Genomic DNA, 387 nt, shown 5'->3' on the forward strand with positions numbered 1-387 from the left:
TGCGGCTGCCGGCCGTCGCCAGGCAAGGAAAGCGCTCGTGCGCCTTGGCGAGTTCGGGGCTGATGCGGTCGATGTCTTCCGGGATCAGCTCGATGCCGTAGTCCCATGGCGCGCCATCCATGTTCCAGTGCTTCGGGTTCTGCTCATAGACGCCAAGCAGCACGCCCTTGCGCTCCTGCCTGAGATACGAAAAGCCGTCGAGATCGACGGCGATGCCGATTTCACTGTCCAGCGCCGCGATCTCGGGAATGTCCTCAGTGATGAAATAATGGTGCTCCATCGGCGTCACCGGCAGATCGACGCCGGCCATGCGGCCGAGCTACTTTGCCCACAGCCCGCCGGCATTGACGACATGCTCGGCGATGATAGTGCCCTGCTCCGTGACGA

General features: G+C 62.8%; 1 pseudogene. It reads right to left on the minus strand.

What is annotated here, in order from left to right:
* Positions 1–387, minus strand: a pseudogene (locus EOC93_RS33905) (FAD-binding oxidoreductase); the annotation flags it as partial.

Source organism: Mesorhizobium sp. M6A.T.Ce.TU.002.03.1.1, assembly GCF_003997275.1.
GTDB classification, from domain to species: Bacteria; Pseudomonadota; Alphaproteobacteria; order Rhizobiales; family Rhizobiaceae; genus Mesorhizobium; species Mesorhizobium mediterraneum.